Source organism: Thermogemmatispora sp. (assembly GCF_019683635.1).
GTDB lineage: Bacteria > Chloroflexota > Ktedonobacteria > Ktedonobacterales > Ktedonobacteraceae > Thermogemmatispora.
Window position 1 is genome coordinate 14,737 of sequence record NZ_JADGIA010000018.1, and the last position, 24,993, is coordinate 39,729.

Consider the following 24,993-nt stretch of genomic DNA (forward strand, 5'->3'; position numbering starts at 1 on the left):
TTAGCTGACCACCCAGTTGGCTTTGCGCTTCTCCAGGAAGGCCCGCAGGCCCTCCTGCCCCTCGGGACTTGCCCGCAAGTCGGCAATCAGACTGGCAGTATAGTCACGCGCCTCCTCGCGGCTCAACGTGCCGACCTGCAGGGCCAACGCTTTGCAGGCCCGTAAGGCCCGTGGCCCACCGCGCAGCAGGTTGTGCAGCGCCTGCTCCACTGCCGCATCGAGTTCCTGGGCAGCCACTACTACATGCACCAGCCCCAGCTCACGTGCCCGCGCCGCTGTAAACTGCTCTCCCGTCACAAAGAGCGCCCGCGCCTGACCCTCGCCGATCTTGCGCACCACGTAAGGGGCAATCACCGCCGGGGCGATGCCTAGACGCACCTCGCTAAAAGCAAAACGCGCCGTCTCGACCGCAATCACCAGATCGCAGGCCGCAATCAGCCCCAAACCGCCGCCCATCGCCGTCCCATTGACGCGGGCCACCACTGGGCAGGGAAACGTATTGATCGCCTCAAAGAGGTCAGCTAACCGCAAAGCCTCGGCCACATTCTCCTCGCGACTCACATTCACCGCCTGCTGCATCATCTTGATATCAGCTCCAGCGCTAAAAGAGGCACCCGCGCCGGTCAGGACGACAGCGTGTAGCTGCTCATCGTCACGCAAAGCGGTGAAGGCAGTTCGTAGTTCCTCGATCAACTGCGCATTAAAAGCATTGTGGACTTCGGGGCGCCGCAGCGTCACCGTCGCGACCCGGTTCTGAAAGCTGCGTTCAACACTGAGTAGGGTGTACTCCATTGTGACTATCCCTGACAAAGGCTCAGCTGCATACGAGGCGGAACCACTCAGGCGGCTCGCCCGCCAGCACCCGGCCCCCCACGAGCAGGGAGCCTCTCGCCGCCGCAGCTTCTCATTTGCTCATTGTTTTTTATTATACCATCCTCTTGCCAGCGTACAGCCTGGGTTTCTTGTGTTGACCAGGCCCACACCACCCGCACTAGAGCCAGCGCAGGCGACGGAAGATCAGCAGCAGGAGCAGTGAGATCACGGCCATCACCATCAGAGCCAGCGCATAGCCATAGGTCCAATGCAACTCGGGCATATACTCAAAGTTCATCCCCCAGATACCCGCCAGCAAGGCGTCGACCATCAAAACAATCGAGGCTGCCGTCAGCGTGCGCATCGTCTTATTGAGGTCATTGGAGACGATCGAGAGGTTCGCATCCATCGTCGAACTCAGCTGATCGCGATAGAGATCAACGGTGTCGGCGACGCGCATAACGTGATCGTAGACATCGCGGAAATAGAGCAAGGCATGCTCATTGAAGAGGGGGTTATCGCGATTCGTGAGCACATTGAGCACATCGCGCTCGGGACCGGCGATACGGCGTAGCGTCAGGAAGCGCTTCTTGAGGGCCAGCAGGTCCTGAGTAAAGGAGCGCTGACGCAGCTCACCGCTGAAGAGGCGATCCTCCAGGGCCTCGGCCTGCTCGACCATCGCATCCAGCACCGGGAAATACTGATCGACGATCGTGTCGAGGAGGGAATAGAGCAGGACAATCACCCCGCCCTCAAGCTGGCGCACATTGCGCGTCCAGCGCTGCTCGGTCTCCTCCAGCTCGGGAATAGGCTCGCTATGCACCGTGATCAAATAGCGCTCCCCCAGAAAGATCGACAACTCACAGACCCGCAAACGGTCTGTGGACGGCTCGGCCTGCACCGTATAAAAGACGAGCAGGTAGAAATTGTCATACTCCTCGATTTTGGGGCGCTGATGCTTATGACCGGCATCCTCTACGGCCAGCGGATGCAAATGAAAGGCCACCCCAACATCCTGCAGCTCCTCCTGACTCGGATTGAAAAGGTCGAGCCAGAGAACGGTCTGCGGCTCGGCCAGCGCCTGCTTGGCCTCGGCCAGCGAGGTGACGCGCTGAAAGCAATGCTCCAGGGAATTGCAGCGCAGCGCTTTCAACATAAGCGTGGGCCTTTCCTTCTTCCTTCATGAACTCAGGAGCTGCCAGCCGGCGCGTCTCCTGCTCCGCCTGCGGCCTATCTCGCTCTGCCGGCGCCAGAGGCTCCTCACCATGCCCATGCTACATGCGGAAGACGCCGAAAGGCGTCTCAGGCATGGGCGCATTGAGCGAGGCAGCGATCCCCAGAGCCAGCACCGTACGCGTCTCACAAGGATCGATGATCCCATCGTCCCACAGGCGAGCCGTACTGTAGTAGGGGTTGCCTTCGCGCTCATATTTCTCCAGAATTGGCTGCTTAAAGGCCGCCTCCTCTTCCTCGGTCATCGTCCCTCCGCGCGCCGCCAGGTTCTCCTTGCGGATCGTCGCCAGAACGCTGGCCGCCTGCTCACCTCCCATTACCGAGATACGGGCATTGGGCCACATCCAGAGCTGGCGCGGCGAGTAGGCGCGCCCGCACATCGCATAATTGCCCGCCCCGAAGGAGCCGCCGATAATCACCGTAAAGCGAGGGACCGGTGCGTTGGCCACCGCCATCACCATCTTCGCCCCATCCTTGGCAATGCCGCCGCTCTCATACTGGCGCCCCACCATGAAGCCGGTAATATTCTGCAGAAAGACCAGCGGGATCTGGCGCTGGGCGCACAGCTCAATAAAATGGGTCGCCTTGAGGGCGCTTTCCGAGAAGAGCACCCCATTATTGGCAATAATGCCCACGGGATAGCCCATCAGGCGGGCGAAGCCGCAGACAATCGTCGTGCCATACAGCTCCTTGAACTCGTGGAAGCGGCTGCCATCGACCAGGCGAGCAATCACCTCGCGCACATCGTAGCTCTTGCGATAGTCGCGCGGCACAATGCCATAGATCTCCTCGGGATCGTAGCGCGGCGGCTCCGGCTCAGTGATCTCCCAGGGAATGTACTTGCGCCGCTGCAGATTGGCCACAATGCTGCGGCAGATAGCGAGGGCATGCTCATCATTGAGGGCATAGTGATCAGCCACTCCCGAGATACGGCAGTGGACATCGGCCCCCCCCAGCTCCTCGGCGCTCACCTCTTCACCAGTCGCCGCCTTCACCAGCGGTGGCCCACCGAGAAAAATCGTCCCCGTGCCACGCACGATGATGGTCTCATCGCTCATCGCCGGCACGTAGGCCCCGCCCGCAGTACACGAACCCATCACCACGGCAATCTGCGGAATACGCTGGCTCGACATCCGCGCCTGATTGTAGAAGATGCGCCCAAAGTGATCGCGGTCAGGAAAGACCTCGGCTTGCAGCGGCAAAAAGGCACCGCCCGAGTCGACCAGATAGATACAGGGGAGACGGTTCTGTTCGGCAATCTCCTGGGCGCGCAAATGCTTCTTCACCGTCATCGGGTAGTAGGTCCCGCCCTTGACGGTGGCATCGTTCGCAATAATCATGCACTCCTGGCCCTCCACCACCCCAATACCGGTCACGATGCCCGCCGAGGGGGCCTCGTTCTCGTACATATCCCAGGCAGCCAGCGGACTCAGCTCCAAAAACGGGGTGTCGGGGTCACAGAGTAAACGAATGCGCTCGCGCGCAAGCAGCTTGTTGCGCTTCCGATGGCGAGCCACGGCATCAGCGCCTCCGCCCTGCTGCACCTGCTGCAGACGCTCCTTCAGCTCGGCCACAAGCTGACGGAAATAGCGTGCATTTTCCTGAAATTCAGGATTGCTGCGGTCAACATGCGTTTCAAGGACTCGCATGGGCGTTTCTTCTCTTCCTCTCTGAAGAAATCACTGCCATTGTGGCATGAGGCGCTCCTCTTCGTCAAGATGTTCCTTCTCGACGAAGACCGCCCTCTACACAAGCAGGGAGGCGCCCCAGGCCACAAAAAGGCCAGCTGAGGAGGAAGAGAAGAAGCTCAGGCCAGAGGCGCTGCTCGCTCAATGTGTTGCTGCGCCAGTACGTCATCGATCTGGGCCAGCAGCCGCCCGGCGGGGGCAAAGCCATAGTTGACCGCCTGGGCTTTGCCCTGGCCGTCGAGCACGACCGTCGTCGGAAGGGTCAGCACTCGATAGCGAGCCGTCAATTGGGGCTCAGTCGGCGCGTCCACCTCGATCACCCTGACGAGATCACCGCGGGCCGCCTGCACCTGGCGCAACGCCGGCTTCTGCAAGCGATGACACTGCTGACACTCGGCGCTGCTGAAGAGCAAAATGCGTACCGGCGGGTTGGAAGTCCCCGAGCCACTCTGGAGACCGGTAGCCAGGGCCGGCGCCGCCAGGGCCGCCCGGCGCTGCCGTTCTACAAAACGCCGTCCGAGCACAATGAAAGCCCACAGGAGGGCGGCCAGCAGGACCAGCAAGGCCGCCCGCCAGAGCATCACGTTTAGCATCTCTCAGCTCTCTCCGTCTGCCCGCATTCTCCTACCTCACGCCGCGCCAGTGGAAGCCCCCCTCATAGCGCACTCGCGGGACAAGGCCGAGCTTCCCCAGATAGTAGTAGACCAGACAGCCAGCGCAGAAGCCAACCGTGAGATTAACAAAGGAGAGTACAAACACGAGCAGGTCCAGGACCCAGCCGACCGTTGTCGCCGCTGTCAACAGGAGCACCAGCCCAGCCACCAGCAGCAAGGTAGCTCCTACACCCTGAGCAAAACGATGGGGGGCAGGATCATCCTCGACAAGGCGTGGCTTCAACAGACCGCTCGGTACGAGCACATGCCGATAGAGCAAGGCAAATGGACCAACCGTCGGCCAGAGGGCACTCCAGGCCAGAAGCAGCCCGGTGATCAGCACGAGCGGCGGCCAATTCAACAGAAAGGCCAGGGCCGTCAGCACAACCACACTGCCCTGCGAAAACTTCGCCAGGTGCGTATCGACGCGCAAATCAGTTGCAGAAGCGGCTTCCACAGCAGTTCCTCCTCCAGTTCAGATCAGGCTGAGGGACAAGCACCCACCTCCATCCAAGGAGATGAGCGCCTCTCGAACCGAGCCTTCACCTGGGTGAATGATAACATAGTGTATCTATTAAGTAAACAACCACTCCACAGTCTGCCGTATTCCCGCTGCACGGTAGAGCACAGCGACAGTCAGCTCCGCCATCCCCCCTTGACAGGGCTGGCAAGAAAAGGTATCCTGTTTTCGGACAGCTACAGACAAGGTGTCGCGTCCTGGCTTTACGCTATCGCCAGAGCATGCAACAGCGGCTAGGCGGGCAGAAGGCTAGTCGGCTGCCTGGAGTCGGAGAGCACGAGCCAGGCGAGACGCGACTGGAGCGGCTGAGCGTGCCGTCACTTTCGGGTGTGGCCAAGCGGTAAGGCAGCGGACTTTGGATCCGCGATCCCAGGTTCGAATCCTGGCACCCGAACCATCTGGCTCCTGCTCTCCGTCGGCGAGAGCAGGGATCGGTCCCTCACGACCAGGTTCAAGGGTTGATCGATATTCTCTATCGTGCTTGCGCAGGCAGCAAGCAAGGAAAAGGGGGAGCTTATTTCTTTCCCGCGCCTGAGCAGAAGGATAATCGACTCCTCTGTCTGGCTCAGCGCAGCTTAGCCCGGCGATTCGTGGCGCAGGGGCACGAATCGCTGAGGAGACAGCCATGAAACAAGAGGTTTTGTGAATTCAACAATGAAGACCTATGTGACCGTGGTCCTTGCAGCGGGCAAGGGCACGCGGATGCGTTCCGCCATTCCCAAGGTGCTCCATCCGCTGGCCGGGCTGCCGATGTTAGGCCATGTGCTCAATGCCGTGGAAACGATTCCTCTCACCTCTGCCTTTGCTCCACTGGCAGCCACCATTACCGCTCACCGCCCCATTGTTGTCGTCGGCTGCGAGGCCGCCCAGGTCCAGGCCGCCTTTGGTGAGCGCTGCTACTACGCTCTGCAGGCTGAGCAATTGGGCACCGGCCACGCTGTCCTGGCCGCCCGCGAGGCCGTCGAGGCCCTGACTCCTCCTCCTGAGACGGTGCTCGTCTGCTACGGTGATACTCCGCTCATCAGCGCCGAGATGCTGGCCCGCGTCCTGGTTCAGCATGTGGAGAGCCAGGCCACCATCACCTTCTTAACGGCTATCACCGAGCAGCCCTCGGACTTTGGGCGCGTGGTTCGCGATACCTCGGGCGCCGTGGTGGAGATCGTCGAGGTCAAGCGCGCTACCGAAGAGCAGAAGCGCATTAAAGAGGTGAATTCGGGTGTCTACTGCTTCGAGCGTCGCTGGCTCTGGGAGACCTTGCCCCGCCTCGCGCGCAATCCTTTCAGTGGCGAGTACTATCTCACCGATCTGGTGGCCATTGCGCGCTCGCAAGGGCGCACCATCGCGACGGTAACCGGCGCTCTAGAGGAGACGGTGGGCGTGAACGATCGCGTGCAGCTGGCGGCGGCGGAGCAGATCCTGCGGCGCCGCATCCTGGAGCGTCACATGTACGCGGGCGTGACGATCGTCGATCCTGCGGCCACCTACATCGACGCCGAGGTCTCCATCGGACCCGACACGGTTATCCTGCCCGGCACCATGATCACTGGCCGAACGCAAATCGGCTCCGGCTGTCGGATCGGCCCAGGAACTACCATCGAGTCGTCGATTATCGGAAACCGCTGTATCATTCGGAATTCGGCTCTTGAAGAGACTATTCTCGAAGATGATGTACGGATCGGCCCCTTCAGCCACTGTCGCCCCGGCGCCCATCTGGCTCGTGGCGTGCGCATGGGCAACTTTGGCGAGGTGAAGAACTCGTATATCGGTGCGGAAACAGACATGCATCACTTTAGCTATATCGGTGATGCCACTGTCGGGGCACATGTCAACATTGGTGCAGGAACAGTGACTTCCAACTATAACGGGATCACACGCCAGAAGTACCGTACGGTCATCGAGGACGGGGCCTTCATCGGCTGCGATACGATCATCGTGCCGCCCGTGACCATCGGTGAGGGAGCCATGACGGGCGCCAACGCAGTGGTGAACCGCGACGTGTCTCCCCATGCGCTAGTGGTTGGTGTGCCCGCCCGTCTGCTGCGTATGCTCGATCCCGCGGCAGCAGCAGAACAGGCCTCCTCAGAAGCGGAAGGAGGCAAAAAGGAGTAACTACAACTATGGACGCCGATGGCATACCCCTTGTCAGGATCGCCGCCGCTCTCAGCCTCTCTCTCCCCCAGCTCGACGGCGTGGCCTGGCTGCAGCTGATCATCTTGGTCATTGCGCTGATTCTGTGCGCCACAGCCTCCGCCGCCGAAACCGCGCTGACTTCGGTCAGCCGCATCAAGCTGAAAAACCTCGTTGAGGAGGGTGATCCCCAGGCCGCTGAGCTGGAGCGCTTGCTGGCTCACCCGAATACGTTCCTCTCGACGATCCTGGTGGTCAATAGCATCGCAGTGATCGTGGCCTCCAGCATGGCCACGGTCCTGGCCCTGCGTTTCTCGGCCACCTGGGGCGAGCTGATCGCCACTGTGCTCATCTCGCTGATCGTGCTGATCTTCTGTGAGATCACACCGAAAACTGCCGCTGTGCAGAACCCCCTGCGCTGGGCGCGCGCCCTCAGCGGCTTCGTACGCTCCGCCGCCTGGCTGTTGCGACCGCTGGTCTGGTTGCTCGGCGTGGTCACCTCTTCCCTGGCGAGCTTGCTCGGCAGCGAGCTAAAGCACGCAGGCCCCTTCGTAACAGAGGAGGAGCTGCGCCTGCTGGTCTCGGTCGGCGAGCAAGAGGGCGTCCTCGAAGAGGAAGAGAAGGAGATGATCCATAGCATCTTCGAGTTCGCCGATACCCCGGTGCGCGAGGTGATGGTGCCACGCATCGACATGATTACGCTGGAGGCCGATACTACCGTCGATCAGGCCGTCGATGTGGCCTTGCAGGGCGGCCTCTCCCGTATTCCTGTCTATGAGGAGTCTCTAGACAATATCCTGGGCATCCTCTATACCAAGGATCTCCTCAAGGAGCTGCGCCAGGGCCACCATACGCGCCTGGTGCGCGAGTTAGTGCGTCCGGCCTACTTTGTGCCAGAAACGAAGAAGCTCGACGATTTGTTGCGCGAGATCCGTCAGCGGCGCACACATATGGCCATCGTGGTCGATGAGTACGGCTCGGTCGCTGGTCTGGTGACAATCGAGGACCTGATGGAAGAGATCGTCGGCGATATTAAGGATGAGTACGATCGTGAGGAGAACCTCTACGAGCGCATTAGCGATACGGAGTATATCGTCGACGCCAAGATGAATATCGACGACTTCAACGAGCTGATGGGAACAAAGCTTGATAACGAGGACTACGAGACGCTTGGCGGCTTCCTCTATGCTCAGCTCGACAAGATCCCAGTAGCTGGTGATACGATTACCTATGGGGATTTGAATCTGACGGTGCTGGCAACACGTGGGCGACGCATCACGAAGGTGCGAGTGCTACGCCTGAGCAACCCAGGTGCCGAGGAGTCGTCGGCGGCCCCCGCCGAGCGGCCCAGGCTGCCGGCCCCACCGCCTTCGACGTCAACACCTGCGTTGGATAGCCCTGAGAAGCAACGAGCGCCCGCTCCAGCCCGGCAGGCAATGGCTCAGTCCCCCGTTATGAGGGAGGCGACCAACCTCTCCTGATCCAGTCCGCAGAACACAAAGCCCGGGCGGCCTGGCGTACGCATGTCATACACCCAGGCCGCCCGCGACCTGCGCTTTGGCCAGCTGAGTCCAGACTCCCCGTTGGAGAAAGGAGCGAGCGGCTTCAGTCCCGAGCTGCCTCTCACCACCCAGCCAGCAGCAGCGCTCGCTGTCGGGTCACAGGCGGTTTGGGTTAGATTGGGCCGCGTAGAGCGATGAAGCTAGATCTCTCTACTTTACCACGCCAGGTGCGCGTGGTCGAGGTTGGACCGCGCGATGGTCTGCAAAACGAGAAAGTGCGTGTTCCCACGGAGCAGAAGATCCATTTCATTCGTCTGCTCGCTGAGGCGGGCTACTCAGAGATCGAGGTGACTTCTTTTGTCAGTCCGCGGGCTGTCCCACAGCTGAGCGACGCCAGCGAGGTTATGACGGGCCTGCGCGACCTGCCAGCGACACTGCGCCTGACGGCCCTGGTCCCGAATCTCAAGGGCATGGAGCGGGCTTTAGCCGCAGGACTGCGCTCGGTAGCCGTTTTTACGGCGGCCAGCGACAGCTTCACGCGGCACAATATCAATGCCACGGTAGCCGAAAGCCTGGCCCAGTTCCGCCCTGTGCTGGCGCTGGCTCAGCGCGAAGGGGTGCGCGTGCGGGGCTATATCTCGACGGTCTTTGGCTGCCCCTACGAGGGACGTGTCGATCCCCGGCGTGTGCTGGCAGTAGCCCTGGAACTGCTGGAGATGGGCGTCGCTGAGCTATCGCTGGGCGACACCATTGGTGTGGCTACCCCCAATCAGGTAGTTGAGGTTCTGGATTTGCTGTTGAACGAAGGAGGCATTCCTCTTGAGCGGCTGGCTGTGCACTTCCACGACACGCGCGGCACGGCTCTGGCCAATGTGCTGGCCGCCCTCCAGATGGGCGTGAGCTGCGTGGATTCTTCCGCCGGTGGTCTGGGTGGCTGCCCTTACGCTCCCGGGGCCAGCGGCAATCTGGCTACCGAGGACTTGCTCTATCTGCTCCACGGCATGGGCATCGAGACCGGCGTCTCGCTGGAGCAGGTGGTCAGGGCCACACGCTTCATCGCCACGGTACTCGATCACCCTCCGACGAGCAAATATTACCTTGCTGCTACTGCTCAGGCTCCGTGCAGCGAGAGCTAGTTGACTGCCCCTTCCTCACTTTCTAAAATAGACACCTGTATCGATGGCTGATCCCATCGACCGGTTGCTGTCTTGTTCTGAGGAAGGAGCAAGTTGATGACCCGATTGTTCTACTGGCTCTACCGCTTTCTCTCCAGGAGGGAGAAGCCGCTGTTGCAGCTTCTTGTGGGAGTCCTGTTGATTCCCGTGGGGGCTGTGGTTGCTTATGCTGCTTGTAGCGGCGAATATATCTATCCCTATTGGGTAATTCTGGGGGGTGGCCTGGCCTTTGTCGGCCTTGTCCTGCTCCTCAAAGGGCTGATCCTCCTGCTGAGTCGGAAGCGGGTTTCGGCAGCAGCTGCTGCCTCGTCAGCCGCGCGCGAGCCGGTCGCTGGGCGAGATGCGCACGCAAGCCTGGCAGGTCAAGCCTTCTCCACGACTGCCTCGCCCTCGGCTCGATCAGGAGGACCTCGTCAGAGGCCAGCAGGCTCGGCAGCTACGGCTGTTCCTGCGGCGATGGCCGGGTCTGGACAGCCGCCTGTGGCTCCCCCCCCACAGTTGTCCTGGTGGGGAGGCACCCCCTGGCCAGGGGAACCGCTGGACTATCCAGGCTACCAGCCGCCGTCCCCATCTCAGCGACGCTGATCACCAGAGGTCTTCTTGTACCAGGAGTAGGGACGACCTCACCTAGTGAATCGAGGACGCTCCCAGCAATCCAGCCAACAGGGTCGTCGCCTCTGGATTGCGCTAGCAATCTGTTTACCGCCTGATGAAGGTAGATTCATCACATCGGCCTACCGCTCTCTAGCAGGATGCGAGAACGAACGGCGTGCAAGGGACGTCTGGCTGTCCGCCGGTCCGCCGCAAGAAGCTGCAGCTTTTCCCCTATCGATCTGGCGCTGGTTCTGGCGTAGGAAGCGCTGGCCATCGCCAAGGCGGCCCTGCCAGGATAGTGGCCATCCGAGAGGAAGCTGCCAGCCAGGACAAGGCTGTCTTCGCCTGGCTGTTCCACTCTGCCCTTGCCCGCTGGCTACTCCGGCTTCTGCCTTGACCATCTCGCCTCTCTGTTCGCCGCCGCCTCTCGTGGCGTGGCGGCGGACCAGGCAAACCTAGACCGCCGCTCACCTTCCTTCGGCCCGCCTCTCTCTCAGCTCATTGGCTCACTGGCCTCGCCTTAGTCATCTGCAGGATCGCACTTTGCTGTTATTCTACACTGTTGTTCCACGCTCTACTATTCTGATCTGAATGAACGGATCTGGCGCGCGCTGGCAGCCTCTGATTGAGGACACGTCTTCTAGTGCTGACCCTGTAGATACTGGAGCGCGCGAATCAGCTGGCTATCGCCGCTTTGCAGAATCTGCTGATAGGTCATGTGGTCGCGATTCTCTGTTGCTGGCGTCAGGGGGCTTTGCCCTGCCTTCAGAGAGACCACAATATTGGGCTGGATGCCATTCTGGCGAATAAAGTGGCCATCGGGCGTCAGCCACTCAGCCGTGCCCAGCAACAATTCGGAGCCATCGGAGAGCGGGAACTGCTCCAGCACCGTCCCTGTACCATAGGTGCGCGTCCCGATAACTACCGCCCGATGGTTGTCTTGAAAAGCTCCCGAGACGATCTCGGCGGCGCTGGCTGTTCCGTTATCAACGAGCACCACCAGCGGGATCTTCCCATCGACTACATGCCCCGTGACCTGATACGGTGTGCGCCTCCCCGAACTATCTTGCTCCAGGAAGACGGTGCCGCTGGCCTGGAACTCGCTGACTGTGTTGATGGCCTCCTCGACCAGGCCGCCAGGATTGCCACGTAGATCAAGCACAATGGCCTTGGCCCCCAGCTTTTTGGCCTGCTCAATGCTGCTGCGGAGCTGATCGCTGACCCCATCGGCAAACTGAACGATCTGAATATGGGCGACATGGACCTCGGGGATATAATGCAAAATGACATTCGGGACAGTAATCTTGGCCCGCTTCAGGTGGAAGGTCAGCGTCTGATTCGTGCTGGGACGACGCACCGTCACCGAGACCGAGGTACCCTCTGGCCCCCGCAGCAGCGAGCTGATCGTCTCCAGATCTTTGCCTTGCACATTCTGACCATTGACCGAGAGGAGAATGTCGCCAGGCTTCAGACCAGCCTTCTCCGCCGGGGCCCCCGGCACTGTGTCGCTGATGACTACCTGCTTCGTAGTTGGATCTTGTTGGATGTAGACGCCGATGCCAACCAGGGTCGGGCTGAGCGACTGGTTAAAGGCCTGGACCTGATCGGGCGTGAGGAAGCGCGTGTGACCCTTGTCACCGAGGGTGTCGAGCATGGCCTGAATGGCGCTGTAGGCCATCTTCTGATAGTTTATCGCCTTGCGATCGACATACTTCTGATCAACCAGGGTCCAGGCCTGTTGGAACAACTGGGCATATTTTTGCGACTGGCTACTGGCGGGGAAGGAGCCAGAAGAGAAAAACTGGTGGCTGAACCAGCCGGCGATGAAAGCCAGGATGAGCAGCGCAGTCACTGTGACGGCACGGCGGACAGCAATGCGGCAACCAGGGGGCGCGGACTGATCAGCTGGAGCACTTGGAGCGTCGAGTGGAGGTGAGGCAGCAGCTTGCGGATCAGAGCCGGAGTCGGAGATGCTCCCGGTTGAAAACGAACTCTGACTGTGCCGCTCACCGTCTTCATACCAGCGCGGGTCATAGTAGTTGCTCACCAGATTCCTCCCAAGAATGCGTCTCTAGCTAGCTAGCAACCGACCAAACTTAACAGGTCAGAAAGAAACAGACAGCAGGTAGAGGCAAGCACAGGCAGGCAGGCCAGGCGGGGCAACTCCGGCGGGACCACCAGGTCAGTCCTTCTCGTATGGTAGTCGCCTTGCCAGGAAAAGTCAACCGCTCATGCGAATGAGGAAGAAAAAGGACGTAGTTGCTGAGAACTACGTCCTTTTGCCTGCAGTGGTAGCTATTCTACTGTTCTACAGGAGAAGGGCATCCGCTCCTGATAGCCCAGGAAGGCGACAGTACCGTTTTCCAACGCTGTCCCGTGTAGGACAGGTTCAAGCCAAACGGCGGTCGGTCCGCTTCCTCCAGAGCAGTTTCGCTGTCAGAAGCTAGAGGGACCAACTCCTGACAGCCAGCATTCCCCTGTCTCTGTCCACAGGCGTGACTACTAATCCTGGGAAGCTCCTGGTACCGTAGTACCGTAGCCCTCTCCTCACTCCTTCTCTGAGCGGGTTTCCTGGCAGAGGAGGTTCAGGAGGAGTTTTTACTCCACAGGGCTACGCTTGTCACTATTGCTGACGATCAGTGGCGTCCCCCACCTCTTGGCTCCCAGCAGCAGGAGCGGATGGGGAGGTTGGTGCCTGACTGCCAGCCACGGCGCCCGCCGTGGCCACCTGGCGTTTACCGGAGGGGGTAGGTGCCTGCTTCTTTGGCGGTTCCCACCCCGGCGCGCGCGAGACAATCATCGACATCACCCGGCCCTCCATTATAGGCGGGCGCTCGATGACAGCCGTCCCCTTCAGGGTCTCGGCGATGTTATCCAGCAGCCTACGGCCAATCTCTGGGTGGCGCAAGTCTGGTCCGCGGAACTGGACGCTGACCCGCACCTTATCGCCATCAGCTAAGAACTCCTGAATCTTGCGAGTTTTGACGCCGATATCGTGCTCATCGGTGCGAGGGCGCAGGCGAATCTCCTTCAGGGTAATCGTCTTCTGATGCTTGCGCGCCTCGCTCTCCTTCTTGGCCTGCTCGTACTTGTACCGTCCATAGTCCATCAACTTGCAGACCGGTGGTACAGCATTGGGCTGCACTTCGACTAAATCCAGATCCCTCTCACGGGCAATCTCAAGAGCGCGGGGCGTCGGCATCACGCCGATCATCTCGCCATTCTCATCAATGAGGCGTACTTCTCGTGCCCGAATGCGCTCGTTGACCCGTGTTTCGCGCGTCCGGTCATTCCCCCGAGGATCTCTGTTAATAGGCCAAACCTCCCTTTTCCTTTCCTGACTTGTGACAACCTGCTTACCTGTTTATTCCAGGACCGGTGTCTATCCCTGGATAGACGGATTAAGTGTAGCATAAGGGGTGGGAGAAGTCAATTGATTTTGCGCACGTGCGCCGCCCTCGCGGGGCCTCCTGGCACCTTCCTTCCCCTCTCTTCTCCCAGCGCCTTAGCGCTGCCCACGACATGCTCTTAGCCCCGCCCCGTCGCCTTTCGCCGCCTGCAACTTCTCACCAGTCGGCAAGCCGCGACAGACTGACCCTTTCGTATGTTATACTTATTGAGGTAATGCGTTTGTTCGTTCTATCCTCTATGCATTCAGCAGACGCAGAAGATCTCTGGCTGCGTCCTTCTATGCGCATTGTCTGTGCTTCAGATGCTGCTTCCGCTCCGCTCTCCGCAACCTGCGGCAGCGGAAACTGCAAAGGAGGACCATTATGAGCGGTTGCCTGGCAGCTGTCTCCATCTTCCCCGCCCCCACGCTGGCACCCCCAGTGATAGCACGTAGGAGCAGCCGGCTAGCCCGGCAGCTTCGCCTGTCGCTCTCACAGGCCGCCTGCAGGCTTACCTGTAGACACCTGGGCCAGCTTCTTCCAGCGCTCTCGCTCCCGGTACAGGTTCATTAGCGTCTACTGCCTACAGCGACCGCCCCCCCGGCGCTGCTCGCAGTGGCGCTGGCTCTCAGGGTCCCTTGTGCATGTGCACAACCCCGGCAAAAGAGGCAAGCCCATGCGAACGCTCTACACTGGTCACATCACTATTGGAAGACGCACCGTCCACTCATTCATCTATGCGGAGACGCTCTACGAGGCCGAAGAGCAACTGGCCGATATCTTGCAGCGCTATATCAGAGATCGCTATCGGCTGGCGGCTTCCCTCGTCCTTCCTCGCATCAACGTGGTTTCGCGCCCTTACGGCTGGAATCTGCCTGGCGGGCCATTCCTCCCCGGAACAAGCAGCCAGTATTTCCAGCGCTATCCGGCCCAGCCACGTCCTGATGGCCTCGTCTATGAGAGTGAGACCGCCAGCACTCCGTGAGCACGGCGAGGAGAACGCGCGAGACCGGCGGGGCCTTCTCCACCCAGGCGCCAAGACCCCAACCTTCTCCCTCCTGCGTTCTGCCGCGTACCTGACCCGTTTGCACCTGGCACCTGAGCGAGCGGCTCTCGCTGCCGCCGTGCTCTTTCTTTCATCTTTGTAGACAGACGCTTTACTGCCGCGGCGCCTGCCCCCGCCTGGCCAGCGCTCTGCTGTGCCATGCCTTTCCGTATGTGGAGTAGGCGGGCAAACAGATACTCAATTCAGGCATTGGCAGGCGCTTCGCGCAGCAAGCGGGTGAGACGTCCAACAATATCGTAGCGTCGATAGGAAGGAAGCAGATAGACCCCCTGAACGAGGTCGCGCGCTTCCATCAGCAGCTCCTGAGCCAGCCGCAAGCCCTCCTCTGTGCCCTGGTCTCCCGCCAAGCGCATACGCTCGCGCACGCGCTCGGGAATAGTGACGCCGGCCACCTCATTGTGGAGGAACTCGGCATGGCGCCAGCTATGGAGGGGAATGCATCCCAGAATCACGGGCACCGGCGGCTTGCCAACTCGCTTGAGGAAGCGCTCTAGGGGAGCCAGTTCATAGATGGGCTGGGTCATGATAAAGTGGGCCCCGGCCTCCAGCTTGCGATAGTATTTCTCGATCTCACGCTCGGCCTCTTCTTCGCTGACATTGAGGTTAAGGGCGGCCCCTATATGGAAAGAGGCTTTGGCGCCGATGGAGCCACCTGCCGCATCGTGCCCCTCATTCATCCCACGCAGAATACGGATGAGTCCAACCGAATCGACATCCCAGACGCCGGTTGTGTTGGGATAGTCGCCGACGCGCAGGGGATCGCCTGTCAAGGCGAGAATATTGCGCAGTCCCAGGGCGTGGGCCCCTAATAGCTCGGCCTGGAGCGCCATCAGATTGCGGTCGCGGGTGGTAAAGTGGATGATAGTCTCCATGCCCAGGTGATCCTGGATCAGGCGAGCCAGGGCGATGCAGCTCATGCGCACGCGGGCCAGCGGGCTATCGGCGATGTTGATGCAGTCGACGCCATCGCGCTGGAGCTGGGCGGCGCCGGCTAGAATCTTGGAAGGATTGAGGCCCATAGGCGGGTCTAACTCAACGCTGATAACGAATTCGCCAGCCTCTAGCTTCTGCTGAAGGCGTGTCTTGCTCCCCTCTTGGGGGAGAAGCACCTCTTCCTCGGGCAGCGTGCCGATCACGGAACGGCGCTCGCCACGCCCTGGCATCACCGTTGGGGCCGCGCGGCTGGCCTCCTGTCCCTGGGCGGACGCAGACAGCCCATTCTGCTGCCCGGCCTCTTCCTTCTGGCCCACGGCTCCAGTCCCACCCCCGTAGTGGGCGTCGAGCGCCTTGCGCATGGCTTCGATGTGGCGCGGTGTGGTGCCACAACAGCCGCCAATGAGCCGCACCCCAGCCTGGGCGAAGCGCAGGGCATAGTCAGCAAAGTAGTCGGGCGTCGAGACATAGAAGAAGCGGTTACCGATGCGCGTCGGCAGACCGGCATTGGGCTGGGCCGCAAAGAGCGGGGGACGCTTTCCCTGCTGTTCGGCGGCTTGAATCTCTTCGCCGAGGGCGCCAATCATCCCCTGCAGCGCCTCCAGAGTCATGGCCGGTCCAACGCAGCAGTTGGCCCCCATGACATCGACCCCCAGCTCATACAACTCTCGCGCTACACTGGCCGCCGACTGACCGGAGAGCGTGCGCCCATCCTCGTAGAAGCTGACTTGGGCCACGATCGGCAGCCCACCTACCTCCTGGGCCGCCAGAATGGCCTGGCGCAGTTCGGCCAGACTGGTAAAGGTCTCTAAAATCAGCAGCTCGGCCCCCCCCTCCTGCAGGGCCTCGATTTGCTCTCGAAAGGCCGCCCGCACCTCGCTGAGCCGCCCGCTCTCGGGCGCCTGAAGCGGCTGTCCGCTTGGTCCAACTGCGCCCGCGATAAAGACCGGCAGACCGACAATTTCGCGCGCCTCTATCGCTCGCCGCACACCCTGAAAATTGATCTCGCGGACCCGATCTTCCAGGTTGTAGGCAGCCAGACGCAGACGGTTGGCGCCAAAGGTGTTCGTCTCGATGATCTGGGCCCCGGCGCTGATGTACTCGCGATGGATACCCTGAATCAACTCCGGACGCGTTACGTTGAGCAGATCGAAACATTGCTCGTAAGGCACGCCACGCGCGTAGAGCAGGGTTCCCATCGCTCCATCACACAGCAGCGGACCCTGCCGCAATCGCTCCAACAATACGTGTTCCATAATAACAGACCACTCCACCGGCAATACTGACAATTGAGTTCGCTTCGTTGTCCTTCTATTGTACTCCCTCTCTGGCCTCTTCTTCCAGAGCGATGCGCCTGGGAAGGGCAGGCTGGCCGCGAGATAGGCGAGATATGCTATACTTTTAACCAGCGAACCCTTGGGAAAGGTCCGCTTCCGGCGAGGTGGAACGGATGGTGTTCAGAGCACGCAGATGCCAGGCAGCAGTACCCCGACTCGTCTTGCCTGCTTGTCTGCTAATCAGTGGCTAACTCATGGAGAGACAGAAGACAGCTCACAAGCCTCTCATTGTCGCGGTCTGCGGGGACAGCGGGTCAGGGAAGAGCACTCTGACCGATGGAATGGTCCAGCTCTTTGGCCAGGATTCCGTGACGCATATTTGCCTCGATGACTATCACACCCTGGATCGCGCGGCACGCATGCGCGCCGGCATCACCGCCCTTCATCCGTGCGCTAATAATTTTCCGCTGATGACAGAGCATTTGCAACGCCTGGCGCGCGGTGAGACGATTCTGAAGCCGGTCTACGATCACCGTACAGGCACCTTTGGCCCGCCCGAGGAGGTGAAGCCGGCGGAGATTATTTTCGTCCACGGCCTCCACGCGCTCTTTACGCCCGAGCTGCGCCGCCTCGCTCATGTGCGTATTTATCTCGATCCCGAGGCCGCCCTGCAGCAGCAGTGGAAGATTATGCGCGATAGCACCTCTCGCGGCTACACCGTCGAGCAGGTGCGGGAGCAGATCGCGCTGCGCCGCCGCGATAGTCGCCTCTATATCCAGCCGCAAAAGCGCTTTGCCGATATCATTGTTCATTTCTATCGTGGAAGCCTGTATTACCGCACGCGCGATCTGGCCCATCTCGATGTGCGCCTGATCGAGGCCAAGCATGCCCCCAAGATCGATCTCTCAGATGTGCTGGAAGCTTCCCACAACGGACGTAAGCCTGCCTTACGCCTGGTGGAGGAGGTCTACGACGGGGTGCTGCGCGATGTACTGGAGATCGACGGCGACATTAGCCATCAGAAGGCCTGTGAGCTGGAAAATTGTATCTGGGCCCATATGCAGGAGATCAATCACCTGCGTCCAGAGCGCCTGAGTATGCTCGGGCGCTTCTACGTCGGGAACGTGCTGCGCCAGAGCGACCCGCTGGCGCTGACACAGCTCATTATTCTTTACCACATTATTCAGGCACGAAATCGTCTGCGGCAGAGCACTGAGGACGAGGAAGTTAGCGGGAGGGAACCCCCCGCCTCGGGGGAGCCGGTGGAGGGCTGCGGGGGCCGCGAACGCGAGCCGGAGCAACGATCATAGGCCACTCTTGCCAGCCGCGCCTGCCCCAGCGCCTGCACCAGCGCCTGCACCCTCGCCTGCACCCTCGGTTTGGAGAACATCTGGAGCGGTACGGCCTGGCCTGGGCAGATCTGGCCTACCAGACCACAAGGCTGGCCTGCGCCTGTGGACGCTCTCATCCCCAGTGGAAACTCGCTGCATGGCTGGGGACGGAGCTGGCGGGCCAGCCTTGCTGTGTCGCTGCGTGCTTCGCCCCGCTTAGCGGGTGTTGACTTTGACGGTGCGCGTGCGGGCCTGCTCGGCCTTGGGCAGGCGCAGGGTCAGGATGCCATTCTGATAGCTGGCCTCGGCTCGATCGGGATTGATCGGCGCAGGCAACGTGAACGACTGCTGATACTGCCCCTCGCCGAAGTTGCGCCAGTGGACCGTCGCGTTCTCCGGCGCTACAGGCTTTGTCTCCCACTTGACAGAGACTGTGTCTTGCTGCGCGGTGATCTCCACTTCCTCCGGCTTGACACCCGGCATGGGAATCTGCAGGATGAAGTCATCTTTCGTCTCGTAGAGATTCGAGGCAACACCCCGGCTCAAGAGGTTGCGCGGCGAAATGAAGCTCTCCTCAAAGAGGCGATCCATCGCTTCGCGCAGCGAAATCATCTCCTGGAACGGATTGTAGCGGGTCAGATCCGGCATAGGACTACCAACACCTCCTTCATTAACTGTGTCTTCTTGCCTGCCAATAGATCAAACAATGCTGCTGTCTCCGAGAACTTGCGGCCTCTCTCGCTCACATCATCTTCGTCCGTCGCTGCTGACGGCCCCATCCCTTCGGCTGCCAGGCTGCTATCCCAGGCTGGCCCGTTGAGGGCCAGTCGCCGGGCACCCGGCTCCGGGTTGGGCCCGTCTCTCGCCTTAGAGTATAGCGTGCTTTGTATTAGAGCAACGTTTGCGATCTATAAGAATTCTGTTAGAAAAGTTGATAATGATACTATCAAACTCAGCCTCTCGACGCCACCCTCGCTTTCTGTTACAATGCAGGCAATACGCAAGCCATCTCATCTCACCAAATCCGTTAGAAGAGGAAGGGTGCAGAAGACGTGACGGTGAAGCACTCACCAGAGCCAGCAGAGATCGAGCGGGTGCTCAAACGCGGCGTGGTGCTGGTGGAGAAAGAGGAAGAGCTGAGGCGCCTGCTGTTGGAAGGCAACCACGGGGAGCCACTGCGGGTCAAGCTTGGCGTTGATCCCAGTCACTACGAGTTGACCATCGGGCATGCGGTGGTCTTCCGCAAGCTACGCCAGTTTCAGCGTCTGGGCCACAAGGCCGTGGTGGTGATCGGCGACTGGACGGCCCGCCTGGGCGATCCGAGCGGGCGAGAGAACGCGCGTAAGCCCCTGAGTGCCGAGCAGGTCAAGGCCAATGCCGCTACCTACCTCGACCAGTTCTACCGCATCGTTGATCGCGAGCAGACCGAGGTACGCTGGCAGAGCGAATGGTTCGATCAGTTCACCCTGGCCGATGTCATGCGCCTGCTCAGCTACAAGACGGTGGCGCAGATGCTGGCCCGCGACGATTTTGCCAAGCGTTTCCACAGCGGCATCGAGATTTATCTTTCAGAATTGATGTATCCGCTCTTGCAAGGCTACGATTCAGTGGCGCTGCGCGCCGATGTGGAGATCGGCGGCACCGATCAGACCTTTAATCTGCTGGTGGGTCGTGAGCTGCAGCCAATCTTTGGTCAGCCGCCGCAGCAGATTCTCACAGTCCAGCTGATCGTGGGGTTGGATGGTCAGCTGAAGATGGGCAAATCGTTGAATAACTATATTGCCCTGACGGCCCCACCCAACGATATGTACGGCAAGCTGATGTCGCTGCCTGATCACGCTATGAGGAGCTACTTTGAGACGCTGACCGATGTCCCCGAGGAGGAGCTGGAGGAGATGAGCCGCAAGATGGCCGAGGGGACCCTCAATCCAATGGTGGTCAAGCGCCGCATGGCTCGTGAAATCGTAAGCGAGTTCCACGGCCCCGAAGCCGCTCAGGCAGCCGAGGAAGCCTTTATTCGCCAGTTCTCGCAGCGACAGCTACCGGAGGAGATGCCACACTATCCGCTGACGGAGCCGGTCAATATTGTCACCCTCCTGGTGGAAGCCAAGCTCGTTCCCAGCCGCAACGAGGCTCGTCGCCTGATCCAACAGGGAGGTGTAAGCTTCTTCCCCCACGGCGCTACCAGCGAGGTCCAAAAGATCGAGACGCCCGATTTCATGGTGCCTCCCAGCGAGGGCGCCGTACTCAAAGTTGGCAAGCTGCGCTACCTGCGCATTACTTCGCCTTCTTCTTCTTCAGTCCAGTCTTGAGAAAGTCCGAAGCAGGTGGGCCTCCCAGCAGTGCCAGCGCCGCGCTGGGAAGCCCACACCCGACTTGATGATTTCTGCCAGCAAGGAGGAATGCGATCGCTATGCCACAGGCAACCATTGGGGTGATTGGCGGCAGTGGACTGTACCGCATGGAGGGAATGACTGATCTAGAGGAGGTGGCGGTAGAGACGCCCTTTGGCGCTCCCAGCGATGTGATTACCATCGGCAAGCTGGAAGGGGTGCCAGTGGCCTTCCTGCCGCGCCACGGACGGGGCCACCGCCTCAGCCCTACCGAGATTCCGGTTCGCGCCAATATCTGGGCCTTGAAGAGCCTGGGTGTGCAATGGGTGATCTCGGTGAGTGCAGTCGGCAGCTTGCGCGAGCACATTGCCCCCCGTGATTTGGTCGTTCCCAACCAGCTCTTCGATCGTACGAAGAGCCGCGTGAACTCCTTCTTCGAGGGCGGCCTGGTGGTCCATTGCACCTTCGCTGAACCGTTCTGTCCCACACTGAGCCGGCTCCTGCTGGAGACAGCCCGCGAACTCGGCGATGTGCGCGTCCATGAGGGCGGGACCTATGTCTGCATCGAGGGACCGCTCTTCTCGACGAAGGCGGAGTCTCTGGCTTACCGCAGCTGGGGCATGGACATTATCGGCATGACAGCCCTGCCCGAGGCGAAGCTGGCCCGCGAGGCGGAGCTGTGCTATGCGACCCTGGCCTGTGTGACCGACTACGATTGCTGGCATGAGAGCGAAGAGTCGGTCTCGGTGGAGCTGGTGGTGCAGAATTTGAATGCCAATGTGACGAATGCGCAGCGCATCTTGCGCCGCCTGGTCAGTAAGATCCCTGCCGACCGCAGCACGGTGAGCTGCGATTGCTCCCAGGCGCTGGCTTCGGCCATCATTACCGACCGCGCCGTTATTCCCGAGGCCGTCCGCGAGAAGTATCGCCTGCTGATCGAGAAGTATCTGTAGTCAGTCAGTAGCTGCGTTTGTTCGGAGCGCTGGCCTGTCTGATGGCTTTGCTCGCTGTCCGGCAGTCTGGCGCAAGCTCATCCCCTGGCAGCGCAGGCCGCGCTCCGTCTTACTCCCAACCTTCCGCTGATGTGTAAGACCCTAGCCAAGCACGGTATGGAGATCTCTCTCTAGCAGGGCAATGGCTTCGACAGGACTGTGCTCGCCCCGCAAGGCGCCGTAGACTGCCGCTTGCACAGCACTGGAAAATTGCGCGTACTGCGTCAGGCGCGGACGTAACTGCCCGCGCCCTTCAATCATGTCCCGCAGACCGCTGTAGAAGGGTAGGTTGGCTTGCAGCTCAGGATCGTCATAAATCGCCTTCAGGACAGGCAGGTAGTTCTGGCTGCCGGCGAGCGCTTTCTGGGCGGAATCACATAGAAGCCAGCGAGCAAAGGTCAGGGCGGCTGCTCGCTCTCGTGGAGGGGTGTGAGCATTGATAGCAACCTGCCAACCGCCGATACAGGGGCGGGTTGCTCCTGGCAGAGGATAGACAGCTACCTGGTGGGCATGAACCTGCGATCCTAGCCCACGGACATCGAGCTGGTTGTAGGCATAGGGCCAGTTGCGCATGAAGGCCGCAATCCCTTGATTGAAGTGGGCGATCGTCAACGGCTCATCCAGCCCCTGTATGTCTCCAGTACTCTCCAGGGCCTGCAGCGGGGTAATCGCACCCGGACCCTGGACCCAGGAAACCATCTCCCCTAAGGCTTGCTCCAATTGATCTCGATAGCGCTCAACAACCACTCGATAGGTTGGCCGCTTGTCTTGCTGGTCATCGTCCTCAGCAACCAGCTGGGCGCCGTAGCCTGAAAAGACTTCCAGAGCATTGCAGACAAGCCCTTCATAGCGAGCGTTCTGCCAAAGATAACCCCAGCCTGGGAGAACAGCAGTGACAGACTGTTTGGCTTGCGCCTCGCGTGCCATCGCGCTGAGCTGCCTCCAGGATGAGGGTGGCAGGCTCTCGCCCGTAGCATAGGGGATATCGCTGCGGCAGAAGAGCAGACCTACATCACTATGGAGAGGCAAGGCCCACAGCCTCCCTCCAGCAGTGGGATAGCTGGCAGCAGTAAGAGCCGTCTGCAGGTACTGCTCACCATCGCTCTGACAAAGCAGCTCATCTAGAGAAACGAGCCAGTGCCGCTCTGCAAATTCGGCAGTATAGATGATATCGAGTGAGAAGACCTGCGGGACCTCTCGACCCGCTTTGAGCTGCTGACGTAGCCACTGATGATAGTCATCGGTGCTGCTTTCTTGAGCCACTAAGGTGACCTGCACTCCAAAGCCTAACGCATTGAAGGTGTCTACCAGCGTTTTAAAGATCCCTTTGGGGTCCGGTTCAGCAGACCAGAAGATCTGCGTGGGTGAGGAGGAGTCGACTCCCCCCGTCGGCGAGCAGAGGGCGACCTGCGAGCTGCAGGCGCCCATGATCGGCTGGGAGACGTTACCGGAGACGCACGAGGAGAGCAGGGACCACGTCCCCCCGGCTAGCGCGGCCAAAAGCTGGCGCCGGCTCCAGCCTTGCTCGAACTTCGCGCTCAGGCCCGACAACTGCGGCAATTGCCTCATGGCTTAGCTCCTGCGAGAATCAGCTATAGCGTCCACTGATGAGCATTTCTTGCTCGGTATAGGGGCCGGACTGGGCGGGAGACGGTCCAGGGACAATTTTGAGGACGAGCACCGCTTTATCGATGGGATAGCCGTCGGGACCAAAAGCGATCTGACCACTGATCCCCTGCACTGGCAGCGCCGGGCTGATGCTCTTCAGCCCTTGCAGAAGCGCGCTCTCCGACCCTTCCCTCTGGAAGGCGGTGAAGACCACAGTGAGCGCATCATAGGACAGAATCACTTCGCTCTCCTCGCGACTTTTGCCATAGGTGATTGGTCCTTCGCTCTGTCCCGGCGGGCTAAATTCGTTGAGATAGTCTGCAAAGAAGGCCGGCGGCTGTTTGCCAGGTAGAAAGTAACTATATTCATCGGGGTAGGCAAAGCTTAGAAAATGTAGCCCGACCAGGGCCGCGCGATCCCTGGACGAAAGGAGATCCACATAATGATAGAGGATGTCTGTCCCCAGGACGACTAGATGAGAATAGCGCTGAGCGGCAAGGGCTTTCTGCAAAATGACAGCGCTGGGGGCCGCCCCAATAAAGACAAGTGCATCGTTCGTCGGCGTGATGAACTTTAGGCTATCTTGTATCCCCTCGGCAGAGTCGCCTGTGTAAGCCTGGGAAGGATAGACTTGCTGCCGACGATTGGTGAGACTCTGCAGATCATGAGCCAGGGCCTGGGCAGAGGGCAGATTTTCATCATAGATGACATCAGGATTATGTGCTCCAATATGCTGCATATAGGCCACGAGGGCGGCGGCTTCGCCCTGGAGCGAGGGCACAACGCTGAAAAAGTTAGGGAGCAGGCCGCTCAGATCCGTCGGGACCGAAGCAACAATGGGAACCGGCATACTCGACAGCAGCTTCAGCAGGTCGCTGCTCATACCTTCCTGCACCACATCATCCCCCGCCAGCCCGAATGGCCAGCCAATCAACGCCAGAGCATGCAGTCCTTTCACCTGGAGGCACTTCTGAGTCAGTCTGGCAGCTTCCAGAGCCGTCTCTGCGCTATAGCCACTATTCTCGATGAGAAGGACCAGCTTCATCCGCGACCCCTGACCTCTGTTATACTCCTTCTGATAGACGAGCGCCCCCTGTAGAATAGCTCGACTTTGAAGCGCATCCTGCTGCGCGTAGAGACCCCCTTGATGCGAGAAATGAACTCCTACCAGGAGGGAGAGATGCGGCTGAGAGAGGTAGAGCAGGTCCTCACTATAGATACCAGCTTCGGCATCCGTGGGATCAGTTCTACGAGCCAGCAGAAAGTAGGTCCGCGCCTGGCTGATACGGCCTGCTCTGAGTAGAGCCGCCGCCTGCAGCTTGGCGCTGATTGTCAGACCATTGCCCTGGTCGAAGATCGATTGGCCGACACTGATCCCGACACAATCGCCATCCACCAGCTCGGTAGTCAGCCCTACTGCGCCAGGCATACCTGCCTGGCTGCAGACTGCCATCGCCGCAGCAGTGTTGCCCGCGCGGATCCCTGTTGCCGGACGAGAGGTAGGCAGAGCCAGATAGCCAATAGAGACGCAGAGAACGCAGAAGAAGAAGAGAGCGAGTAGAGTCACGACCTTCCAGCTGGCGAACTGCCTCCAACGGTCCCTTCCCTCCACAGGAAGGACTGGCTGCATCTCTGTCGCCGCCCCAGATCTGCCTCCTGTGACCTCCCTCTGTTCCTGCCGCAAGACAGGCACCTGTGCCGATTCTTCTGCAAGGGCAACCCCCACTGCCTCATCCTGGAGCTCCTGGCGCACTGGCCA

At 60.3% G+C, this 24,993-nt stretch carries 19 protein-coding genes and 1 tRNA gene; 9 read left to right on the forward strand and 11 right to left on the reverse strand.

What is annotated here, in order from left to right:
* The 5 genes from IRZ31_RS03835 to IRZ31_RS03855 all read right to left on the reverse strand — a co-directional run bounded on the left by IRZ31_RS03835 (position 1) and on the right by IRZ31_RS03855 (position 4,844).
* Positions 1 to 792 carry an enoyl-CoA hydratase-related protein gene (locus IRZ31_RS03835; RefSeq protein ID WP_297149720.1) on the reverse strand — a complete coding sequence of 264 codons (792 nt, stop codon included), beginning with the start codon at positions 790 to 792 and terminating at the stop codon, positions 1 to 3.
* A 199-nt stretch (positions 793 to 991) separates the two neighbouring features.
* Complete coding sequence (gene corA / locus IRZ31_RS03840) at positions 992 to 1,969, reverse strand: magnesium/cobalt transporter CorA (protein ID WP_297149724.1); 978 nt, start codon at positions 1,967 to 1,969, stop codon at positions 992 to 994.
* A 118-nt stretch (positions 1,970 to 2,087) separates the two neighbouring features.
* Positions 2,088 to 3,695, reverse strand: coding sequence for a carboxyl transferase domain-containing protein (locus IRZ31_RS03845; RefSeq protein WP_297149727.1), 1,608 nt, complete (start codon positions 3,693 to 3,695; stop codon positions 2,088 to 2,090).
* A gap of 158 nt (positions 3,696 to 3,853) precedes the next feature.
* Entirely contained in the window at positions 3,854 to 4,327 is a 474-nt protein-coding gene (locus tag IRZ31_RS03850; protein ID WP_297149730.1) for a thioredoxin family protein, read from the reverse strand.
* A gap of 31 nt (positions 4,328 to 4,358) precedes the next feature.
* The gene (locus IRZ31_RS03855) at positions 4,359 to 4,844 is read right to left on the reverse strand and encodes a DUF4395 domain-containing protein (protein WP_297149733.1); all 486 of its coding nucleotides are present in this window, start codon (positions 4,842 to 4,844) and stop codon (positions 4,359 to 4,361) included.
* Positions 4,845 to 5,230: 386 nt separating this feature from the next.
* Here IRZ31_RS03855 and IRZ31_RS03860 point away from each other — a divergent pair.
* The 5 genes from IRZ31_RS03860 (at position 5,231) to IRZ31_RS03880 (ending at position 10,296) form a co-directional block, all read left to right on the forward strand.
* Positions 5,231 to 5,304 (forward strand) — tRNA-Gln (locus tag IRZ31_RS03860).
* Between the two features lie 245 nt (positions 5,305 to 5,549).
* Complete coding sequence (glmU, locus tag IRZ31_RS03865) at positions 5,550 to 7,016, forward strand: bifunctional UDP-N-acetylglucosamine diphosphorylase/glucosamine-1-phosphate N-acetyltransferase GlmU (protein WP_297149736.1); 1,467 nt, start codon at positions 5,550 to 5,552, stop codon at positions 7,014 to 7,016.
* Positions 7,017 to 7,024: 8 nt separating this feature from the next.
* Positions 7,025 to 8,515 carry a hemolysin family protein gene (locus IRZ31_RS03870; RefSeq protein WP_297149738.1) on the forward strand — a complete coding sequence of 497 codons (1,491 nt, stop codon included), beginning with the start codon at positions 7,025 to 7,027 and terminating at the stop codon, positions 8,513 to 8,515.
* A 215-nt stretch (positions 8,516 to 8,730) separates the two neighbouring features.
* A complete protein-coding gene (locus IRZ31_RS03875; RefSeq protein WP_297149741.1) occupies positions 8,731 to 9,672 on the forward strand; it encodes a hydroxymethylglutaryl-CoA lyase in 942 nt (313 codons plus the stop codon).
* A gap of 96 nt (positions 9,673 to 9,768) precedes the next feature.
* Positions 9,769 to 10,296 (forward strand): hypothetical protein, encoded by a 528-nt coding sequence (locus tag IRZ31_RS03880; RefSeq protein WP_297149744.1) that lies wholly within the window; start codon positions 9,769 to 9,771, stop codon positions 10,294 to 10,296.
* A gap of 649 nt (positions 10,297 to 10,945) precedes the next feature.
* Here the strand turns inward: IRZ31_RS03880 and IRZ31_RS03885 are convergent.
* Together IRZ31_RS03885 and infC are read right to left on the reverse strand one after the other, a co-directional pair.
* Positions 10,946 to 12,352 (reverse strand): S41 family peptidase, encoded by a 1,407-nt coding sequence (locus IRZ31_RS03885; protein WP_297149748.1) that lies wholly within the window; start codon positions 12,350 to 12,352, stop codon positions 10,946 to 10,948.
* Between the two features lie 576 nt (positions 12,353 to 12,928).
* Positions 12,929 to 13,618: a translation initiation factor IF-3 gene (gene infC / locus IRZ31_RS03890; protein WP_297149774.1), complete on the reverse strand. Its 690-nt coding sequence runs from the start codon at positions 13,616 to 13,618 to the stop codon at positions 12,929 to 12,931.
* 752 nt (positions 13,619 to 14,370) lie between these two features.
* Between infC and IRZ31_RS03895 the strand changes: the two genes are divergently transcribed.
* Positions 14,371 to 14,679: a hypothetical protein gene (locus tag IRZ31_RS03895; RefSeq protein WP_297149751.1), complete on the forward strand. Its 309-nt coding sequence runs from the start codon at positions 14,371 to 14,373 to the stop codon at positions 14,677 to 14,679.
* A 263-nt stretch (positions 14,680 to 14,942) separates the two neighbouring features.
* Here the strand turns inward: IRZ31_RS03895 and IRZ31_RS03900 are convergent, their stop codons facing one another.
* Positions 14,943 to 16,949, reverse strand: a complete 2,007-nt coding sequence (locus tag IRZ31_RS03900; RefSeq protein WP_297149754.1) for a bifunctional homocysteine S-methyltransferase/methylenetetrahydrofolate reductase — start codon at positions 16,947 to 16,949, stop codon at positions 14,943 to 14,945.
* Positions 16,950 to 17,224: 275 nt separating this feature from the next.
* Here IRZ31_RS03900 and IRZ31_RS03905 point away from each other — a divergent pair, with 275 nt between their 5' ends.
* Positions 17,225 to 18,280, forward strand: coding sequence for a phosphoribulokinase (locus IRZ31_RS03905; protein WP_297149757.1), 1,056 nt, complete (start codon positions 17,225 to 17,227; stop codon positions 18,278 to 18,280).
* 237 nt (positions 18,281 to 18,517) lie between these two features.
* Here IRZ31_RS03905 and IRZ31_RS03910 read toward each other — a convergent pair whose 3' ends face one another.
* Positions 18,518 to 18,949 carry an Hsp20/alpha crystallin family protein gene (locus tag IRZ31_RS03910; protein WP_297149760.1) on the reverse strand — a complete coding sequence of 144 codons (432 nt, stop codon included), beginning with the start codon at positions 18,947 to 18,949 and terminating at the stop codon, positions 18,518 to 18,520.
* A gap of 404 nt (positions 18,950 to 19,353) precedes the next feature.
* Between IRZ31_RS03910 and tyrS the strand changes: the two genes are divergently transcribed.
* Both tyrS and mtnP read left to right on the forward strand, forming a co-directional pair.
* A complete protein-coding gene (tyrS, locus tag IRZ31_RS03915; protein ID WP_297149762.1) occupies positions 19,354 to 20,613 on the forward strand; it encodes a tyrosine--tRNA ligase in 1,260 nt (419 codons plus the stop codon).
* 101 nt (positions 20,614 to 20,714) lie between these two features.
* Complete coding sequence (gene mtnP / locus IRZ31_RS03920; RefSeq protein ID WP_297149765.1) at positions 20,715 to 21,587, forward strand: S-methyl-5'-thioadenosine phosphorylase; 873 nt, start codon at positions 20,715 to 20,717, stop codon at positions 21,585 to 21,587.
* Between the two features lie 141 nt (positions 21,588 to 21,728).
* Here mtnP and IRZ31_RS03925 read toward each other — a convergent pair whose 3' ends face one another.
* A complete protein-coding gene (locus tag IRZ31_RS03925) occupies positions 21,729 to 23,195 on the reverse strand; it encodes an extracellular solute-binding protein (protein WP_297149768.1) in 1,467 nt (488 codons plus the stop codon).
* A gap of 19 nt (positions 23,196 to 23,214) precedes the next feature.
* Complete coding sequence (locus IRZ31_RS03930) at positions 23,215 to 24,663, reverse strand: hypothetical protein (protein WP_297149771.1); 1,449 nt, start codon at positions 24,661 to 24,663, stop codon at positions 23,215 to 23,217.
* Positions 24,664 to 24,993: the final 330 nt, after the last annotated feature.

Excerpts from the sequence above, each read along its gene's own strand:
- IRZ31_RS03905 (WP_297149757.1), top strand. The coding sequence starts at position 17,225 with ATGGAGAGACAGAAGACAGCTCACAAGCCTCTCATTGTCGCGGTCTGC.
- IRZ31_RS03850 (WP_297149730.1), bottom strand. The coding sequence starts at position 4,327 with ATGCTAAACGTGATGCTCTGGCGGGCGGCCTTGCTGGTCCTGCTGGCC.
- IRZ31_RS03930 (WP_297149771.1), bottom strand. The coding sequence starts at position 24,663 with ATGCCTGGCGCAGTAGGGCTGACTACCGAGCTGGTGGATGGCGATTGT.
- IRZ31_RS03875 (WP_297149741.1), top strand. The coding sequence starts at position 8,731 with ATGAAGCTAGATCTCTCTACTTTACCACGCCAGGTGCGCGTGGTCGAG.
- IRZ31_RS03835 (WP_297149720.1), bottom strand. The coding sequence starts at position 792 with ATGGAGTACACCCTACTCAGTGTTGAACGCAGCTTTCAGAACCGGGTC.
- mtnP (WP_297149765.1), top strand. The coding sequence starts at position 20,715 with ATGCCACAGGCAACCATTGGGGTGATTGGCGGCAGTGGACTGTACCGC.
- IRZ31_RS03880 (WP_297149744.1), top strand. The coding sequence starts at position 9,769 with ATGACCCGATTGTTCTACTGGCTCTACCGCTTTCTCTCCAGGAGGGAG.
- IRZ31_RS03925 (WP_297149768.1), bottom strand. The coding sequence starts at position 23,195 with ATGAGGCAATTGCCGCAGTTGTCGGGCCTGAGCGCGAAGTTCGAGCAA.
- IRZ31_RS03870 (WP_297149738.1), top strand. The coding sequence starts at position 7,025 with ATGGACGCCGATGGCATACCCCTTGTCAGGATCGCCGCCGCTCTCAGC.
- IRZ31_RS03895 (WP_297149751.1), top strand. The coding sequence starts at position 14,371 with ATGCGAACGCTCTACACTGGTCACATCACTATTGGAAGACGCACCGTC.
- IRZ31_RS03910 (WP_297149760.1), bottom strand. The coding sequence starts at position 18,949 with ATGCCGGATCTGACCCGCTACAATCCGTTCCAGGAGATGATTTCGCTG.
- corA (WP_297149724.1), bottom strand. The coding sequence starts at position 1,969 with ATGTTGAAAGCGCTGCGCTGCAATTCCCTGGAGCATTGCTTTCAGCGC.
- IRZ31_RS03845 (WP_297149727.1), bottom strand. The coding sequence starts at position 3,695 with ATGCGAGTCCTTGAAACGCATGTTGACCGCAGCAATCCTGAATTTCAG.
- IRZ31_RS03900 (WP_297149754.1), bottom strand. The coding sequence starts at position 16,949 with ATGGAACACGTATTGTTGGAGCGATTGCGGCAGGGTCCGCTGCTGTGT.